An 18,169-nucleotide genomic window follows, 5' to 3' on the forward strand; every position below is an offset into this window, starting at 1 on the left:
AACCTCACAAGACTGGCACCGGCAGGCTAAAACACAGTGACTGAGCATGGTTAAAACTATATGTCTTTTTTCTTAAAAAGTACATCAATTCTTAATTATCAACACTGCAAGTATTTAAAAATCAATTAATTTCTCTTGCATAAGAACAAGGGATGCATGTTATTCCAGGCATGTGGAAAACTCCGGCTATTATGCTGTTCAGCATACTAATAGATTTGATTTAAAACCCCTGAACCTTTTTAGTATTGCACGTACTCAGTTAATTTTATCATAATCTGTAAAGCTATGGCTAAAAACATTACCAGGAAGGCGCCCGCAGCAAGCGGGGAAAAGGGGCTCAAAGCCGAACGCTATTTCACCAAAGAAGGTACCAGTGTTTACGACCTGTTTAAATATGAAAAGCGATCGTCGGTGATCCGCAACCCCTCAGGCGATGCTGTATTTGAAATGAACGACGTTGAGGTGCCGGCGGGCTGGTCGCAGGTGGCTACTGATATCCTGGCTCAAAAATATTTCCGTAAGGCAGGCGTACCTCAACCCGACGGCTCAACCGGATCTGAAAAAAGCATTAAACAAGTTGCCCATCGTATGGCCAACTGCTGGAAAGATTGGGGCATGCGATATGGTTATTTTGCTTCACCAAAAGATGCTGAGATCTTTTATGATGAAATAGTTTATACTATTGTTGGCCAACTGGCTGCTCCAAACTCGCCGCAATGGTTCAATACCGGTCTGCATACCTCATACGGCATTACCGGCAAACCACAGGGGCATTATTATGTAGACCCGGTAACAGAACAGTTAAGTAAATCAACTTCAGCATATGAACGCCCGCAGCCGCACGCCTGCTTCATCCTTTCTGTTGATGACGATTTGGTGAACGAGGGCGGCATTATGGACCTTTGGGTTCGTGAAGCCCGCATTTTCAAATACGGATCGGGCGTAGGCACAAACTTTTCTAAGATCCGCGGCGAGAGTGAAAAGCTATCGGGCGGTGGTTATTCATCAGGACTGATGTCATTCCTGAAAATCGGCGACAGGGCAGCGGGAGCCATCAAATCGGGCGGGACAACCCGCAGGGCAGCCAAAATGGTTTGCCTTGATCTGGATCACCCCGAAATTGAGGGTTTTGTGAACTGGAAAGTAGAAGAAGAAAAGAAAGTAGCGGCCCTGATAGCCGCAGGTTATTCGTCTGATTATGAAGGTGAGGCCTATCGCACGGTATCGGGTCAAAATTCCAATAATTCGGTACGCATTCCCAATAGCTTTTTCACAGCACTTAAAACCGGCTCGGCTTGGAACCTAACCAGTCGGATGACCGGCAAAACCGTTAAATCCATATCCTCACAAAAACTGTGGGATGATATCGCATTTGCCGCCTGGGCCTGTGCCGATCCGGGAGTGCAGTTTGATAGCACCATTAATGAGTGGCATACCTGCCCCGAAGGTGGTCGCATCAATGCATCTAATCCCTGCTCGGAGTATATGTTTTTGGATAATACGGCCTGTAACCTGGCATCCATCAACCTTGCCCATTTCTTTAATTCGCAAACACGTGTATTTGATGTAAAGGGTTTTGAACATGCCTGCCGCATGTGGACCATTGTACTGGAAATCTCCGTATTGATGGCACAATTCCCATCAAAAGAGGTGGCACAATTATCCTATGATTACCGTACGCTTGGCCTTGGTTATGCCAACCTGGGTTCGGCCCTGATGGTGAACGGCATTCCTTATGACAGCGATGAGGCCCGTGCTATTGGCGGAGCCATTACCGCCATCATGACCGGTACTGCCTATGGAACCTCGGCCGAAATGGCCCGTGAGCTCGGTACATTCAGCCGCTATAATGATAACAAAGAGCACATGATGCGGGTGATGCGCAACCATCGCTATGCTGCGTATAACTCTACCGAAAACTATGAGGGCCTGGAAATTACCCCTCCGGGCATCAACCCAAAGCACTGCCCCGATTACCTGCTTGCAGCGGCCTGCAATGCCTGGGACAGGGCCGTTGAAATGGGCGAAAAATACGGTTACCGCAATGCGCAAACTACCGTTATTGCGCCTACGGGAACTATCGGTTTAGTGATGGATTGCGATACTACCGGTATCGAACCGGATTTTGCGTTGGTGAAATTCAAAAAGTTATCTGGTGGGGGCTACTTCAAAATTATTAACCAGGCCGTGCCCGAGGCTTTGCGCAATTTAGGTTACCAGGATCATGAGGTTACCGCCATAGTTAATTATGCTAAAGGTGCAGCAACCCTAAAAGGTGCTCCGCATATCAATATAGATGCGCTTAAAGCCAAAGGTTTTAATGATGATGAACTGGAAAAACTGGACAAGGGCCTGGTATCTGCCTTTGAGATCAGCTTTGCTTTCAATATCTGGTCGCTGGGCGAAGAGTGTTTGAAACGTTTGGGCATCACGGCCGAGCAGTATAATGCGCCCGATTTTAATGTGCTGCGCGCACTTGGTTTCAGCAAAAAACAAATTGCAGAAGCTAACGAGTATATCTGCGGTACTATGACCATCGAGGGAGCGCCGTACCTGAAACAACATCATTATCCTATTTTTGATTGCGCCAACAAATGCGGCGCAAAAGGCGAGCGCTATATCCATGCCCATGGGCACATCAAAATGATGGCAGCAGCGCAGCCATTTCTTTCGGGTGCCATTTCAAAAACCATCAACCTGCCAAACGAAGCCAAAGTTGATGAGATCAAAGATTGCTACGAGCTTTCGTGGAAGCTGGGCCTGAAAGCCAACGCACTTTATCGTGATGGCTGTAAACTATCTCAACCGCTGTCAACCAAATCAGACGTTAAGGAAGAAGCCGATGACAAGCTGGATACGGTTGAAGAAGTATTAGGCGAAGCTGCCAACGTAAAACTGAGCGATCTGACACCCGAGCAGGTTATTGAAGCAGCCATGGCCATCATGGAAAAATCAAAGGATACCAATTTTATGCGCCAGCTTTCGCGCGTGGTGCAAAAGAAACACCTGCCATACAAACGCCGCGGCTTTACGCAAAAGGCCAGTATTGACGGGCAAACCGTATTTGTACGTACCGGCGAATATGAGGACGGTACCCTGGGCGAGATTTTTGTAGATATGCATAAAGAAGGTGCAACCTTCCGCTCATTGATGAACTGTTTTGCCATCGCGGTTTCTATCGGTCTGCAATATGGTGTACCGCTGGAGGAATACGTAGAAAAATTTACCTTCACCCGTTTTGAACCGGCGGGAATGGTGGTAGGGCATACCAATATTAAAAGTGCAACCTCCATTATCGATTATATTTTCAGGATGCTGGGCTATGAATACCAGGACCGCACCGACCTGGTACACATCATAACCGATAAAAACGGCGTATTGGGAAACCCGCAAATGGGTGATGAGGATTTTAATGCCGATGAAACCAATGTGTATCAGCCATCTACTCAATTTTCAGATAATTCTATAAATGCTCAAAGAAAAGGCTTATCTTTCGATGTAAGCATGGGCGTACAAAGTGATGCGCCAAGCTGTAACGTTTGCGGGCATACCACGGTTCGTTCGGGTACCTGTTACAAATGCTTAAACTGCGGCAACTCAATGGGATGCTCGTAATCAATACGGATTTTTCAAATCAATTATAAATAGTTAATTATGTTTAGCCCCGCTCCCCAGGCGGGGCTTATTTATTACCAGGCGTAAAATTGATGCAGCAGTAATGGTAATTGCAATGCCATAAAAGCCCGGACATAAACCCCACCTGCAACCCGATGCTTATTTTTGTGTTCAGAATATATATGAGCACAAATAAGATCAAATTGAGCGTGCTTGACCAGTCGCCGATAAGAAAAGGCGCTACTGCCGAGCAGGCCATACAGGAAACCATACAACTGGCAAAATATACCGATACCCTTGGCTATACCCGTTTCTGGATTTCGGAACATCATAATATGGGTATCATAGCAGGTTCAACACCCGAGGTATTGTTAGCCCATTTAGCAGGTGAAACTAAAAACATGCGCATGGGTTCGGGAGGTATTATGATGCCGAACCATAGTACACTAAAAGTTGCCGAAAACTTTCGGATGCTGGAAGCGCTGTTCCCCGGCCGGATTGACCTGGGAATGGGCCGCGCGCCGGGTACCGACCGCATCACTGCAGCAGCCCTTAATCCTTCAAACCAGTTCAGGGAGCAGGATTTTGTGGAACAATTGGCCGACCTGCAGAATTACTTTCATGATACTTACGAGCCGGGAACCATACAGGCACGTATCAGGGCTATCCCGCAGATTAAAACCGTGCCTAACATGTGGTTGCTAAGCTCAAGCGGGCAAAGTGGTTTATTTGCAGCACACTTTGGTATGGGTTTTTCGTTTGCACATTTTATTAACCCCAACGGCGGCCCCGAAAGTGTTAAAATGTACAAGGAGCGATTTCAGCCATCTGATGATCTGCAACAGCCAGAGGCCAATGTAGCTGTATTTATCTTCTGTTCTGAAGATGAGGAAAAAGTGAGGCAGCACCAGGCCGTTATGGACCACCGTTTTTTACAGTTTGAAAAAGGGGGCCCAATAATTCCGTTGAGTTATGATGATGTAAAAGATGTTGAGTATACCCCGGCTGAGCAGGAACGCATCCGTTATAACCGGTACCGCGTAATTGCCGGCTCGCCAACTGAACTTAAGCTGAAGTTAAAATGGCTTGCCAATGATTACGAAGTGGATGAAATTATGGCTGTTACCATTACCGAAAATTTTGAAGACAGGCTGGAATCGTACCGCTTATTGGCCGAACAGTTTGAATTATTATAATTCTCGTAAAACAACTTTTTTAAGCAAATGCCGTTTTTATGCCAGGAACGGCATTTTTTATTGAGGCTGCTACGATTATTCACATATTAAAAACTTTATAAGGCTTTAAATTGTATCTTTGGAAAGATTATAAATAAGTCTATTTTCTACATTTCAATGGTTATTATCATTTTCTTCATAGCGCACTGGTTTCTGTCGCTATTTTTTCAAACGTTCTTCCTGCACAGGTACGCGTCTCACAAAATGTTCACAACCAATAAGTTTTACGAGGGGACTTTTTACCTGCTTACCTATATTTGCCAGGGATCATCGTTCCTGAACCCAAGAGCTTATGCCATTATGCACCGCGAACACCATGCATATAGCGATACCGAAAAAGACCCGCATTCGCCTCATTTTTTTAAGGATGTTTTCCAGATGATGGTATATACGGCTAAAAGCTACAGGCTGCATGTAAGGAAGCTGAAGGAGCCCGAAGAGCGCTTTAAGGGTAATATCCCTGAATGGCGTTTTGTTGATTTTATTGGCTCATCAATGGTATCACGCATCTCATTTGGAGTTTTATACATTTTATTTTACGTGGAGTTTGCTACAGCATGGTGGATGTTCCTGTTGATCCCTATCCACTTTTTAATGGGGCCAATACACGGTGCTATTGTTAACTGGTGCGGTCATAAATACGGTTATCAAAACTTTGATAACGGTGATAAATCAAAAAACACAACCCCGTTCGATTTTTTAATGCTGGGCGAACTATTTCAGAATAATCATCACAAACACCCCAACAAAGCCAATTTTGGCGCCAAATGGTTTGAGATAGACCCGGTTTACCCCGTAATGAAACTCATGCACTGGATGCGGATCATTAAACTGCGCAAAGCATATTTATAAGCTTTTAAGGTTAAAGGCAAAAGGTCAAAGGCAAAAGGTTTTATTTTCTGCTTTTGACCTTTTCTTTTTAGGTTAAAGGCAAAAGGTCAAAGGCAAAAGGTTTTCTTTTAGCCATACAGCTTTTTGTAATCCCTCAAATAAACCTTTCACCTTTTGCCTTTATCCTTTTACCTTCCTATACCCTTTCGCCTTTCACCTCAATCGGCTATCTTTGCCGCTCATAAATACATAAATCCATGAGTGTTTCCTTATTAGCTCAAAATTTGCATGGCTCGGAGATCATCAAGATTGCGGGCGAGATCAACGAATTAAAACGACAAGGCCAGAATATCGCCAACCTTACCATCGGCGATTTCGATTCCAATATTTATCCTATTCCAACTCCTCTAAAGGAAAAGATTATTGACGCCTATAATCATAATCAAACCAACTACCCGGCTGCTGATGGCATGCTTGATCTGCGCCAGAGTGTAAGTGGCTTTTTGAAAAGAAGTTTAGGTCTTGACTATGCACCCAACCAGATCCTGATTTCGGGTGGTTCGCGCCCGCTGATCTATTCTATATTTTTGGCGGTAGTTAACCCCGGCGAAAAAGTGGTTTTCCCTGCACCGTCATGGAACAATAACCATTACAGCGATCTGCTGAATGCTGATGCAGTGATAATCCCTACCGCTCCTGAAAATAATTTTATGCCTACTGCAGATGATATTCGCCCGCATTTAAAAGGAGCGGCTTTGCTGGCGTTGTGTTCGCCTTTAAATCCTACCGGTACTATGTTCAGCAAAAAGGACCTGGAAGAGATCTGCGACCTTGTAATTGCCGAAAACAAGAGCCGTGCAGCGGGTGAGAAACCACTGTATTTATTATACGATCAAATCTACTCGCAGTTAACTTTTGGCGAGCATAAGCATTACGATCCGGTAACCCTTCGCCCTGAATTAAAAGATTACACGATTTTTGTTGATGGCGGTTCAAAATGTTTTGCAGCAACTGGTGTACGTGTAGGCTGGGGTTTCGGGCCGGAGCTGGTTATCGAAAATATGAAAGCCATTGTAGGCCACATGGGTGCCTGGTCGCCAAAGCCTGAACAGATGGCTATGGCCAAATTTTTAACTGACGAGGCTGATGTAAACAGTTATCTTGATGACTTAAAAGGAAAGATCCAGGCAAGCCTTACTGCCCTGCATGAAGGTTTCCAGGAGATGAAAACCAGCGGGTTAAACGTAGATTCTATTGAACCTATGGGCGCTATTTACCTTACCCTGAAAATAGATTACAGTGGCAAAACCACTCCGGACGGCAAAGTATTGAAAGATTCGGCAGATATTAACTTTTATTTAATTAAAGAGGCCGGAGCCGCATTTGTTCCATTCTCGGCCTTTGGTACAGGTGATGAGGTGAACTGGTTCCGTGCCTCTGTAGGTGCTACCCCGCTGAGCGAAATTCAAGCCCTGATACCGAGGGTTAAAGCGGCGTTGAGCAAGTTAAAATAAGCCCCCTCTAAATCTCCCCCTGAAGGGTGAGACTTTAAAAACAGCGTGTTATTAGAACGAAAAAAGCGATGAGTATTAATTATTCATTGCTTTTTCGTTTAAAGCACTCTCTCTTCAGGGGGCAGGTTTGGGAGGGGGCGGTTACCCCAATATTTCCTTAATATCCTCAGCTGTAAGCGATTTAATGAAGCTTTCTTCGGTAGTGATCAATGCTCTTGACAGACTGAGCTTACGCTGTTGCAGGGCCAGGATCTTTTCTTCAACCGAATCTTTGGTGATGAATTTATAGATGAAAACGTTTTTGGTTTGCCCGATACGATGTGTGCGGTCAATGGCTTGCTGCTCAACAGCCGGGTTCCACCATGGGTCGAGGATGAACACATAATCGGCTTCGGTAAGGTTAAGACCTACGCCCCCCGCTTTTATCGAGATCAGGAACACACGCGTTTTTTCATCCTCCTGGAATTGTTTAACCACGTCGCCCCGGTTTTGCGTAGCGCCGTCCAGGTAGACGTAAGGAATACCAATGCGCTCAAAATGCTCGCGGTAAATGCTCAGCTGTTTTACAAACTGCGAAAATATGAGCACTTTATGCCCACCGTCAAGCACGTTGCCTAAGGTATGAACCACATCTTCAAATTTACCGCTGTCGCCTTCATAATCCTTATCGATCATGATCGGATGGTTGGCAATTTGTCTTAGCTTGATCAAGCCCTGTAGTACCTGGATCTGTGTTTTAGCAAACGTGCCATCTTCCAGGCTTTTCAGCAACTCATTCCGGTATTCGGATTTTACCTCTTCATAAACCGACGACTGCTCTTCTGTCATCTGGCAGTAGAAAAGATTTTCAGTTTTGGGTGGTAATTCTGTTGCTACCTGCTCTTTGGTGCGGCGTAACACAAAAGGCTTAATCAGGGCCTGAAGTTTGCGGGCCTTATCTTCATCCTTTTTCTTTTCTATCGGCGCCACAAACTCGTTTTGGAAAAACTGTTGCGCGCCCAATAAACCAGGATTAATGAACGACATTTGCGTCCACAAATCGTTAACCGAATTTTCGACCGGGGTACCGCTCAAGATCAATTTAAAGCGAGACTTGAGCTGTTTAACCGCCTGGTATGATTTCGACGACGGATTTTTGATATTCTGGCTTTCGTCCAGGATCACATAATCAAAAAAGAAGCCTTTAAACATTTCGATATCAATGCGGCTGATACCATAGGTAGTGATCACCACATCGTAATTGGCAAAAACTTCGGCACTGCGGTAGCGCATAGTGCCCGTATGTACCATAAGTTTCAATTGTGGCGCGAATTTGCGGGCCTCATTAAGCCAGTTATATATCAGCGAGGTTGGCATGATCACCAGCGAAGTGGCTTTGCCTCCAGCCTCTTCCGTATCTTCCTTGTGCTTTTGCAGCAGTGATAAAGTTTGGATGGTTTTACCCAAACCCATATCATCGGCAAGGCAGCCCCCAAAGTGGTATTGCTTTAAAAAGTGGAACCAGTTATAGCCTGCTTTTTGGTACGGCCTCAAATGACCTTCAAAATTAACAGGCATCGGCGCATCCTCCAGCTCATCAAAATTGGTTAGCTTTTGCAGTTTACGGGTCATGGTAACGCTGGCCATTTCGCCTTCGGCCAAATCGGTAACGAGGCCTATATGATGACGGCGTAATTTTAACTCATTGCTGCCTTCGGTAAAGTGCAGCAGGTTACCGTATTGTGAAAACCATTTTTCGGGAATCACGGCTATCTCGCCCGATGGTAATGTAAATTCCTTTTTATGATTGAGGATATGGTTTTTTAACTGGATAAAAGGGATTCGGTAGGGGCCGAAGCTCACCATGGCGTTGATATCAAACCAGTCGTTATTTTCTGTTACTTCAAGCTCAATTTTACTGCTGCCAAATACGTAGCGTTTTTGCCCTTCAGGCTGTTCCAGTTCAAAGCCCTGTTCAATAAGCTGATCATGATGCTGATTGAGCCATTCAAAAACGGAGAACGAGCGGTCGTCATCTTCATCGTGTCCGGCAACTTCAAGGTTTTGGAACAATGATGAAGCTATTTTAAGCCCCATTTGCTCCAATTGGTGCATTTTGCCTTTTTCCCAGGTAGTTGAACGCTTAATACGGTGAAACAGGTAATCATCGCCGGTTTTTTCCATCCGCACAGAAATGTGCCTGCCATCGCCATAAGGAAATACATAGCCCGCATACTTAAAAGAAAGTTGCAGCTGCGAAGTACCGCCTTCAATATAAATAGGTTTAAGCACAGGGCAGGCGTCATACTTTTCAGTATTGATGGTGAAGCCTTCGGCATAAACATTATGCTTTTCGATAAGCGGGGCTACAAATTTTTCAAAGTATGATTGCTCCGACGATTTTGGTATAGCGATGAAACGCTTGTTCAGGAAGGGCTGTAGTTTTTTACCTTCAATTTCCTTATCAAAATAATACAAGGTATCGTCGAGCAGCATCCAGGCCGGGTGATTGCAAATGATCTCGGCATTTTTAAACATGAACTCGATGCGCATACCCTGGTATTTGATGGTAGGAAAATACCTGATCTCTTCTTCACTGCGCCTGAAATGAAATAACACCGATGCCGCCTCGGTAGCCAGCTGAAGTTTGCGTTCGCCCGGATAACCTTCTTTACTCATCTGGTATACCTGCTTGCCGCAAAGTAATGACAACGCTTCAGCTATCCGTTTCTCCAGTTTTGGGCGGATCATATCGAACATCTGCTCATTGAAGATCTTGGAGAAAAACTCGAACGGGCGGATTGGTTTTTTGTAATACCTTTTGATCACATTTCCCTGCTCCATCTCCTCCAACAATTTGATCAACCTAATATCAGTTTCGTCCAAAAACTCGCAAAACTCTTTGGCGGTATTGGAAAATAAACGCTGATGGGTTAACGAAAATTCACCGTTGGGGTTAAGCTGAACAATGTGAGGCTCAATAACATACGACAGGTAGTCATGCTTGGCAATGGCATAAATAATTTGGCATGGTTTGGAACTGTCGACGCGTAACATGTGCTTCAGGGTAAAAAATTATTTGAAGCTACATCAAGAAAAAATTCAAACGTAAATAGAATTTACTGTAATTGAAAGAGTTTTATATTAAAAAATTGTTAACGCGCTGAAATTGACACGGTTTTGATAACATAAAGTGTTTTTTGCCGGATAGTCGCGTTTAGTAAAGGAAAAGATAAAGATAGCCTTAATAGCGAGGTACGAAGCAATCTCCACTTAGAAGAGCAGTTCTGTGTGGCTGCTTGTACAGTTTGGGATTATTAATAATTATATAGGTATTAATGAGTTCCCTCCGGTCGGGTTGTCTTCGTTATTGTAAGTTGTTGATTTTTAAATGTGTTTTTTTGATCAATATCATAAATATGGGCGTTGCCTGCGGCCGCGCTATCCGCTCATACTGCACAGGCATTAGCCACAAGGCCGGCATCCGCTACTATCACTAACGCGGCCCACGCACTATCGCTAAACTATTTTTATACGTCATCATGATTTTTTAACGTTCCATCAGGGTCTCTCACAGAGGATCCTGATATCTTCGCCCGGCAATACGCATTTATTCGCTTACTTTGGCTTGCTCAACAAGTTAATGAACAACCTGTAAGCTCCGGGCACACCGGCAGGTAATTCCCTGAAAAATGCGAGTGACGTGTATATAAACCTGCCTTTGCCATAATCACCAACAATTAATGATCCGTTAAGAGGTTCCTCGCCTTTATCATGCATTTGCAAAATGGGTTTGTACTGCGGGTCGATATTGCTTACAAAATACAGTCCGCGCTCCTGGATCCAGCCGCTGAAATCATCATTGGTTATTTTGTTAGGATAGTTTAACACCGGGTTTTGAGGATCTAAAACAGTTACCTCGGCATTTTCGTCGGTAACCCTCCTGTTCACTACAGTGAACGGATACGGGCCTATTTGTTTTACAACAATACCATTGTTATTGTTGTATTGCACTACCAGGTTGCCGCCGTTCTTTACATATGCCATTAATTTCGATTGCTGATAAGCAAGTCGCTCGTTCACATTGTAGGCACGTACGCCGGTTACAATGGCATCATAGCCTGAAAGATCACCGTTCATTACCTCGTTTTCGCTTAGTATGTGTACTTCGTAGCCTACCTGGCGCAAAGCTTCAGGCATCTGGTCGCCGGCACCGGCAATGTAGCCTATTTTTCTGCCGTTATGTTTAAGATCGAGGTAAACGAGTTTTGTTTGGGCAGGCGGGAACAGCGTAATGGCCGGTACGTGGTCATACCTGATACGGCGAAGGCTGAGTGAAAACGGTTTGCCATTAGCGTTAACCACCGCTTCCAGATCGGTTGCTTTAGTTTTGGTATCAGTTGGGGTAACCGTAAATGCTACCGACCATTCCTCATTTTTTTCCTTATCGGTGAAGTCAATTTTTTCGGGGCTTATTTTCCAGCCGGGAACAGGTTTCAGGCTGATGGTACCACTTGCTTTGGTAAAACTTTTCAGGTTTACCAATACCGTTTGTACCTGCTGTGTGCTGAAGATATAATCCTTGCCTTCGATATTGGCGGTTACCGGCGGCGTTATTTCAATAGGCTGATAAACCTCGCCCCTTACCGGGTCAACGTATTTATATATTATGCGGCGGTCAATATTAATAGGCTTCCCCTCAATGATAAACTGGAAGGTAATTTTAGGTAGATCGGGGTTCTCAGGATTACCGGCCAAGGTATTATCTGGCAAAGTGTAAACACCAATCGGGTGCGAGGCTGCAAGCCAGTACGGCTGCGTTAACATAGATGCGGCGGCAGTAGTTTCAAAAGTTTGCAGTTGATTAAATGGTATCTCCTTGCTTTGCAATGCTAATGCGCTATCGTTAGCATCAATGCTGTTTATCTTAACACGATAGTTAAACCTGTTGATCACCTGTGCACGTATGCTCATTTTATCGCCCAAAGCATATGTTGACTCTGCTGCGTAAGCTTCAAACCAAAGACCGGCACAAGCTGTAATCAGGTTGTTCAGCTCTTTGGCTTTTTGTTCGCGCCAGTAGTTATCCGATATTTTCTCCACTTTCGTCAGTAATTGTACCAATGCCGGTACTGATTTTTCGGGCGCGTCACTAATAAAGTTCCGGCTGATAACACCTGTTAACGTTGAGATAGCGTCGCCATCTTTAACGCGCTTCCAGGTGGTATTAACGCCATCCATGAGGTCGTTTTGCGGGGCATCGCCCAAAATAGTTTTAAAAAATTCGTATGATTCGCCGCGTTGTTTGGCCGAACCAAAACCCTGCGTTTTATGATTGCTACGGCTTTCGGCAGCTATTTCACCATAACCTTTACCCAAGATGGTATTATAAACCCCAACATTGATCTTAAACTGATCGGCCGAGGTAGTATTAATGTTGCCAAAACTAAAAGTGTTCCACATCAGGCGTTTGGCCTGCCATGGTTTTACATATTTTAACTGCTCGGGATAACGGTTTGGATCGGCGGCGGCTGTAAAAGCTTCCTGCGCTAATATAGCGGAAGAGGTATGATGCCCATGGCCCCCCTCGCCGGTTGTTGGGAAGCGGCAAATGATCACATCCGGCCTGAATTTGCGGATCACCCAAACTACATCGCCCAATACTTTTTCCTTATCCCAGATCTTTAGCGTTTCTTCCGGTCCTTTTGAAAAGCCGAAATCATTGGCGCGGGTAAAAAACTGTTCGGCGCCATCAATCCGGCGGGCAGCCAGCAATTCCTGCGTACGGATCAAACCAAGCAGCTCACTTTGCTCATTGCCTATCAGGTTTTGTCCGCCATCGCCACGGGTGAGCGACAGGTAACCGGTGCGATAATGTTTTTCCTGCGCCAGGTAAGCCAGCAGGCGGGTGTTTTCATCATCGGGATGGGCGGCAACATATAATACACTACCAAGCACATCAAGTTTTTTAAGGTTTTGTTGAATAGTGCCGAGATCGGTAGGTGGGTTGGTTTGGGCCTTTGAAAAAACAGTTGCAAACAGGAATACTGCAATGAGGTGGATACGCTTCATAGCAACAAATATATTGAAAGATAGATATTCTGTATTTCCTGTATCAATAATATAACAAAACCATTACGGTGACCATCAATCTGTTAAAGTTTTTAATGATAAATATTAAATGTTTTAACAAACACTTTTGATTTTTACAATTTTTTTAAGCATTGTCAAACAAATCTGTCATTCGATGGTAATCTTAATCAACTGATTAACTTTTTCTGCTTCAATCCGATACGCTTAATCAATCGTTTGATTAATTTTGTGCCGTTAAAACAATGGAAAAAGATAAGATAGATAAAAAGGAACATATCCTCGACGTGGCCGAAAAGGTATTCGCGGACCTGGGTTATGACGGAGCCTCCACCCGTACCATATCGGGCGAAGCCGGTGTAAACATGGCTATGCTCAATTACTATTTTGGATCAAAAGAAGGGCTTTTCCTGGCTGTTTTTGAACGCAAGATCAATTCGTTCCGTACGCTGCTGCAAAATATTAACAGCGATGGCAGCATGAATGCCTGGGATAAACTGGATAAATGTGTCGACAATTACGTTGAACGCATCATAGCCAACAACTGTTTTCAAAAACTCATTAACAGGGAAGTGTCCATGAATAAACGTGGCGACCTTACCGATAAGATCATCGAAATACTGATGGTAAATGTATATGAGGTAAAAAGGATTATGGAAGAAGGCGTAAACAGCGGCTTGTTTCATACAGATGCCGATATAGCACTGGTAATAGCTACCCTTTTTGGCACAAAAAATTACATAGTTAACATGCCGCAGCTATCATCATTAATACTGGGACATGATATTCGTGATGAAAAGTTTATGGAGAATGAACTGAAACCACGTGTTAAAACATACATGAAAAGACTTTTAAAAGCTTATTTAGTTAAAGAACATGACAACTCAAAATAACAAAACCAACCACCTTAAGCTATTAAAGCAGGTGTTACGGCCCATTTTACGCGGTAGTATCGCCCTCATAGTTTTGAGCCTGCCTTTTGCTGCCAGCGCACAAGACAGGACAATTACACTTGACGAAGCCATTAAACTCGGCCTTGAAAACAGCAAAACTTTAAAACTATCAAATTCAAAAGTTGAGCAAGCTGTTTCTCAATATAATCAGGCAAAAGACGAAGCATTGCCAACAGGTAAAGTAAGTTATGGCTACAATCGTGCCCAGATCCCGGCCAACAGGCTGGCCTTGGGTTCTGAAAGCATTAACCTGCCATCACATGCCGATGCGTATTTAGGGATCCTGAGCTTAAACCAAACCATATTTGGCGGTAATAAATTGAAATATGCCCGCCAATCTACCGATCTGCTCACCCAGGTTTCCCGCCTTGATGTTGAAAATGATAAAGACGAGGTAGTTTATGATATCATCAGTTCGTACTATAACCTTTACAAAGTGCTGCAAAGTAAAAAGGTGGTAGCTCAAAACCTTGCTACTGTTGATGTACAAATTAAACAGGCACAGCGTTTTTTTGAACAGGGTTTGGTAACCAAAAACGATGTGCTGCGCTTTCAATTACAACGCTCAAATATCGAGGTTAACGGTGTCGACCTGGAAACTAACCGTCGTATCATCAACTATAATCTTAATGTGTTGTTAGGTTTACCGGAAGGGACACAGCTAAACATCGACCAGATCACCGAAGCCGACAGGCAGGTATCTCCGTTAACTGCTTACCTTGATACAGCAATGGCCGCCCGCCCTGAGTTTAAACAATTTGCTTTACGCAGTCGCGTTGCTGAAACCAATACTAAAAGCGTTAAAGCTAATAACCTGCCAACGGTAGGCGCATCGGCTGCTGCTTATTATGTTGATGTAAGCGCCAACCCGATACCTAAAAGCGGTAATTTTATCACCCCTATATCTGTAGGATTAACCGTATCATGGAACTTCAGCTCCCTTTGGACCAACAAGAACAAAGTTACCGAGGCTAAGATCCAGGAGCAGCAGGTTGAGATCAACAAAGGCATCACTACCGACAGGATAAAAAATGAAGTGAACCAAAGCTACCAAAGCTATACCCAGGCGCTCGAAAAGGTTAAACTTTTACAAACCTCTATTGATCAGGCCGGTGAAAACAACAAGATCCTCGAATCAAAATACAAAAGCAATATAGCATCTGCAACCGATAGGGCCGATGCCGAAACCTTGCTTTACCAGGCACAGATCAATTTAGAATTGGCTAAAGCCGATGCGGGTCTGGCTTACTATACACTATTAAAATCAACAGGAAAAATCAACAAATAACAATACCAAACCTTTAAATAAAATGGCAAAGGAACAAGAAACACCGGAACAACCGAAAAAGAAAAACAAAGTTATCCCCATCATATTAGGCATTGTACTTATTGGCGGCGTAATTTTCGGTATAAAAGAATACATCTACTTTAGCAAACACATTGATACTGATGATGCCCAGATCGACGGTGATATCAGCCCTGTAGTTGCCCGCGTTGGCGGATATGTTGATTCAATTTATTTTGAAGAAAACACTCATGTAAACGTTGGTCAGCCGCTGGTTAAAATTGATGACCGCGACTATAAAGTAAAATTAGAGCAGGCTCAGGCGGCACAAGTTGGCGCAAGCGCAGGCATTAATGTAAATCAATCACAAATTTTCGCCAACGAAGCAAACTCTGCAAGTGCAAAAGCCCAGGTTTCATCAAATCTGGCCCATTTAGAAAAAGTACAGAAAGATTACGACCGTTACGCTAACCTGGTAAAAGACGGGTCGGTAACCCAGCAACAATTTGACCAGGCTAAGGCCGATTTGGATGTTGCAAAAGCTAATTACAAGGCATCGCAGGATCAGTACAAAGCAGCCGTTCAGCAAATTGGTACAACCCGCAGCCAGTTAGCTGTTACCCACACGGGTGTATCGCAAAGGCAGGTTGATATTGATTATGCAAAACTGCAATTAAGTTACACGCTGGTAAAATCACCTGCCAGTGGTTTAGCGTCTAAAAAGAATGTACAGTTGGGTCAGTTGGTACAAGCTGGTCAAACTTTGTTCTCAATTGTGAATGACAACAGCTTATACATTACTGCCAACTACAAAGAAACCCAGCTTACCAATATCAAAAATGGTTTAAAAGTTGAAATTGAAGTTGATGCTTATCCAGACATGAAGCTGGAAGGCCAGGTTTACAACTTTTCGCCTGCTACGGGTGCCAAATTCTCCCTGTTGCCTCCGGATAATGCTACCGGTAACTTCGTAAAAGTTGTACAGCGTGTGCCTGTAAAAATTAAAATCAACGGCACTAAAGAGGAGCTTGCAAAATTACGCCCGGGTATGAGCGTAAACGTATCAGTAATTAAAGAATAATATTATGGCTGAAACTGGCTTTAAAAAGTGGATCATCACCATTACGGTGATCACAGCTTCATTACTGGAGCTGATTGATACCACTATCGTTAACGTAGCGTTGCCTCACATACAAGGTAACCTTGGCGCAACCCTCGAGGATGTGGCCTGGGTAGTTACCGGGTATGCGGTAGCAAACGTGATCATATTGCCCATGTCGGGTTGGCTGGGCGGCCGTTTTGGGCGTAAAAACTATTTCATGGCATCTATCATAGTGTTTACCATCGTATCATTTTTATGTGGTAACGCGCACAGTATGGATGAGCTGGTATTGTTCAGGATTATTCAGGGTATTGCCGGCGGTGGTTTGATTTCGACAGCCCAGGCCATATTACTTGAAACCTGGCCTCGTGAGCAGATAGGTACTGCAACCGCGCTATTTGGTTTGGGAGCGGTTGTAGGCCCAACAGTAGGCCCAACCATTGGCGGCTGGATAGTTGAAAACTACTCATGGCCCTGGATCTTTTACGTGAATATCCCGGTGGGGGCGCTGGCGGCGTTTTGTACGTACACCTTCGTGCGGGAAACACCCAAGGATGCCAAAGGCAAACCTGTTGACTGGTGGGGTATTATCCTGCTGGCTATTGCAGTAGGCAGCTTACAAACCGTACTTGAAAAAGGTGAAAGTGAAGACTGGTTTGCTAAGCCATACATCCTGGTTTTAACTATATCGGCTGTATTAGGTACCATATTATTCATTTGGCGTGAGATGAGTACCGAGCACCCGATTGTAAACTTCAGCATTCTGCGGCACCGAAGTTTTGCTGTGGGCATGTTCACATCCTTTATACTTGGGTTTGGTTTGTATGGATCGGTGTTCGTGTTCCCGGTGTTTTGTCAAAATCTGCTTGGCTTTAACGCCCAGCAAACCGGTGAGCTGTTGTTCCCCGGTGGTTTATGTACCATTGTGATGATGCCATTTATAGGCAAAATGCTAAATAAGGGCATACCAGCCCAGTTTATGGCTACTGCGGGCATGTTCCTTTTTTATGTATTTACACATATGTTAAGCAATTCGACACTGGCTACGGGCGAAAAGGATGTGTTAATACCGTTATTAATCCGTGGTGTGGGTATGGCTTTATTATTTGTGCCGCTTACTACGTTGGCCATGGCAGATTTGAAGGGCCCTGAGTTAGGTCAGGGATCGGGCTTGAACAATATGATGCGCCAGTTGGGTGGTTCTTTCGGGATAGCTACATTAACCACCCTCATCCATATACGCCAGGGTGTGCACCGCAATAATCTGCTTGTAAATATCAATCCGTATAACAATCCGTTTAATGACCGTTTGCACATGCTTACCCAGGGATTTATGGCCAAAGGCAAATCAATGATTGATGCCACCCATATGGCATATCAGGCTATCGAAGGTATGGTTACCAGGCAAACATTGTTGTTAACGTATGACGATGCTTATTGGATATCGGGATTGGTGATGTTATTTTCGATACCGTTGCTTTACCTGCAGCCGTTCAAAAAGCTGAAAGCTGTTGCGGATTCGCACTAAAACAATAAAAGCCGTTCCACTATTACCGGAACGGCTT

General features: G+C 44.2%; 10 protein-coding genes. 8 read left to right on the forward strand and 2 right to left on the reverse strand.

The window, feature by feature from the left end:
* Positions 1-285: 285 nt before the first annotated feature.
* From FHW88_RS27985 to FHW88_RS28000, 4 genes are all read left to right on the forward strand, one after another.
* The gene (locus tag FHW88_RS27985) at positions 286-3,615 is read left to right on the forward strand and encodes a vitamin B12-dependent ribonucleotide reductase (RefSeq protein ID WP_176628835.1); all 3,330 of its coding nucleotides are present in this window, start codon (positions 286-288) and stop codon (positions 3,613-3,615) included.
* Between the two features lie 182 nt (positions 3,616-3,797).
* Complete coding sequence (locus FHW88_RS27990; protein WP_176628836.1) at positions 3,798-4,811, forward strand: LLM class flavin-dependent oxidoreductase; 1,014 nt, start codon at positions 3,798-3,800, stop codon at positions 4,809-4,811.
* Positions 4,812-4,967: 156 nt separating this feature from the next.
* A complete protein-coding gene (locus FHW88_RS27995) occupies positions 4,968-5,702 on the forward strand; it encodes an acyl-CoA desaturase (RefSeq protein WP_090534794.1) in 735 nt (244 codons plus the stop codon).
* Positions 5,703-5,938: 236 nt separating this feature from the next.
* Positions 5,939-7,195: a pyridoxal phosphate-dependent aminotransferase gene (locus FHW88_RS28000; RefSeq protein WP_176628837.1), complete on the forward strand. Its 1,257-nt coding sequence runs from the start codon at positions 5,939-5,941 to the stop codon at positions 7,193-7,195.
* A gap of 141 nt (positions 7,196-7,336) precedes the next feature.
* Here the strand turns inward: FHW88_RS28000 and FHW88_RS28005 are convergent, their stop codons facing one another.
* Complete coding sequence (locus FHW88_RS28005; RefSeq protein WP_176628838.1) at positions 7,337-10,231, reverse strand: DEAD/DEAH box helicase; 2,895 nt, start codon at positions 10,229-10,231, stop codon at positions 7,337-7,339.
* A 561-nt stretch (positions 10,232-10,792) separates the two neighbouring features.
* Entirely contained in the window at positions 10,793-13,246 is a 2,454-nt protein-coding gene (locus FHW88_RS28010) for a PIG-L family deacetylase (protein WP_176628839.1), read from the reverse strand.
* Between the two features lie 263 nt (positions 13,247-13,509).
* Here FHW88_RS28010 and FHW88_RS28015 point away from each other — a divergent pair, with 263 nt between their 5' ends.
* The 4 genes from FHW88_RS28015 to FHW88_RS28030 are packed head-to-tail and all read left to right on the forward strand — an operon-like array spanning position 13,510 to position 18,132.
* Positions 13,510-14,157 (forward strand): TetR/AcrR family transcriptional regulator, encoded by a 648-nt coding sequence (locus FHW88_RS28015; RefSeq protein WP_090535016.1) that lies wholly within the window; start codon positions 13,510-13,512, stop codon positions 14,155-14,157.
* Complete coding sequence (locus tag FHW88_RS28020) at positions 14,141-15,505, forward strand: TolC family protein (RefSeq protein WP_090535017.1); 1,365 nt, start codon at positions 14,141-14,143, stop codon at positions 15,503-15,505. Before FHW88_RS28015 ends, FHW88_RS28020 begins: the two co-directional genes overlap by 17 nt.
* 22 nt (positions 15,506-15,527) lie before the next feature.
* Complete coding sequence (locus tag FHW88_RS28025) at positions 15,528-16,583, forward strand: HlyD family secretion protein (RefSeq protein WP_090535019.1); 1,056 nt, start codon at positions 15,528-15,530, stop codon at positions 16,581-16,583.
* Positions 16,584-16,587: 4 nt separating this feature from the next.
* Positions 16,588-18,132, forward strand: a complete 1,545-nt coding sequence (locus tag FHW88_RS28030) for a DHA2 family efflux MFS transporter permease subunit (RefSeq protein ID WP_090535020.1) — start codon at positions 16,588-16,590, stop codon at positions 18,130-18,132.
* Positions 18,133-18,169 lie beyond the last annotated feature (37 nt).

The sequence above is a fragment of the Mucilaginibacter sp. SG538B genome, from assembly GCF_013376065.1.
GTDB lineage: Bacteria > Bacteroidota > Bacteroidia > Sphingobacteriales > Sphingobacteriaceae > Mucilaginibacter > Mucilaginibacter rubeus.

What these genes read in the sequence shown, in the direction of transcription:
- FHW88_RS28020 (WP_090535017.1), top strand. Translation starts at nt 14,141, where the DNA reads ATGACAACTCAAAATAACAAAACCAACCACCTTAAGCTATTAAAGCAG.
- FHW88_RS28030 (WP_090535020.1), top strand. Translation starts at nt 16,588, where the DNA reads ATGGCTGAAACTGGCTTTAAAAAGTGGATCATCACCATTACGGTGATC.
- FHW88_RS28000 (WP_176628837.1), top strand. Translation starts at nt 5,939, where the DNA reads ATGAGTGTTTCCTTATTAGCTCAAAATTTGCATGGCTCGGAGATCATC.
- FHW88_RS28025 (WP_090535019.1), top strand. Translation starts at nt 15,528, where the DNA reads ATGGCAAAGGAACAAGAAACACCGGAACAACCGAAAAAGAAAAACAAA.
- FHW88_RS28010 (WP_176628839.1), bottom strand. Translation starts at nt 13,246, where the DNA reads ATGAAGCGTATCCACCTCATTGCAGTATTCCTGTTTGCAACTGTTTTT.
- FHW88_RS27990 (WP_176628836.1), top strand. Translation starts at nt 3,798, where the DNA reads ATGAGCACAAATAAGATCAAATTGAGCGTGCTTGACCAGTCGCCGATA.
- FHW88_RS28005 (WP_176628838.1), bottom strand. Translation starts at nt 10,231, where the DNA reads ATGTTACGCGTCGACAGTTCCAAACCATGCCAAATTATTTATGCCATT.
- FHW88_RS27995 (WP_090534794.1), top strand. Translation starts at nt 4,968, where the DNA reads ATGGTTATTATCATTTTCTTCATAGCGCACTGGTTTCTGTCGCTATTT.
- FHW88_RS28015 (WP_090535016.1), top strand. Translation starts at nt 13,510, where the DNA reads ATGGAAAAAGATAAGATAGATAAAAAGGAACATATCCTCGACGTGGCC.
- FHW88_RS27985 (WP_176628835.1), top strand. Translation starts at nt 286, where the DNA reads ATGGCTAAAAACATTACCAGGAAGGCGCCCGCAGCAAGCGGGGAAAAG.